The 428-nt window shown below is 45.1% G+C and carries 2 protein-coding genes; one reads left to right on the top strand and one right to left on the bottom strand.

From position 1 onward, the window contains the following. The coding region (locus UF06_RS18930) for a formate/nitrite transporter family protein (protein ID WP_045571817.1) at positions 1-190 on the top strand (190 nt) is incomplete at its 5' end. Between the two features lie 71 nt (positions 191-261). On the opposite strand, the gene UF06_RS26485 is transcribed toward UF06_RS18930, so the two are convergent. Then, a complete protein-coding gene (locus tag UF06_RS26485) occupies positions 262-399 on the bottom strand; it encodes a hypothetical protein (protein ID WP_005462421.1) in 138 nt (45 codons plus the stop codon). Between the last annotated feature and the right edge of the window lie 29 nt (positions 400-428).

Below are 428 nucleotides of genomic sequence, written 5' to 3' on the forward strand. Positions count from 1 at the left end.
CTTTGCGCCAGAAGCCTTCTGGCAAATGACAGGTGCTGATATCGCAAATTATGCGGACTTGAACATGATGGGCTTTATCGTTAACAACCTTATCCCAGTCACGATCGGTAACATCATCGGCGGCGGTGTGTTCGTCGGTATGTGGTACTGGATGATCTATCTACGTGATGAAGACAAGCATCTGCGATAGAGAGTAAAGAAAGAGAAAGGCGAGCTAGGTAGCTCGCCTTTTTTGTGCATTGTAGTTGGGTAAAGTGCTTTCTAAATCAGCTCTTCATTGATTCCAAATTCGTTTGGCAACCAGTGAGATGTGATCTCTTGTGGCTCTTGCACAAGCCATTCAACCGGCAAGTCAGACAGTAACTCATCGTGTTTTTCCGCCATGATCAATACGTCCATGATATCTGCTCCATTTTGTATCTAAGCAC

The sequence above is a fragment of the Vibrio sp. S234-5 genome (assembly GCF_000960595.1).
Classification (GTDB): domain Bacteria; phylum Pseudomonadota; class Gammaproteobacteria; order Enterobacterales; family Vibrionaceae; genus Vibrio.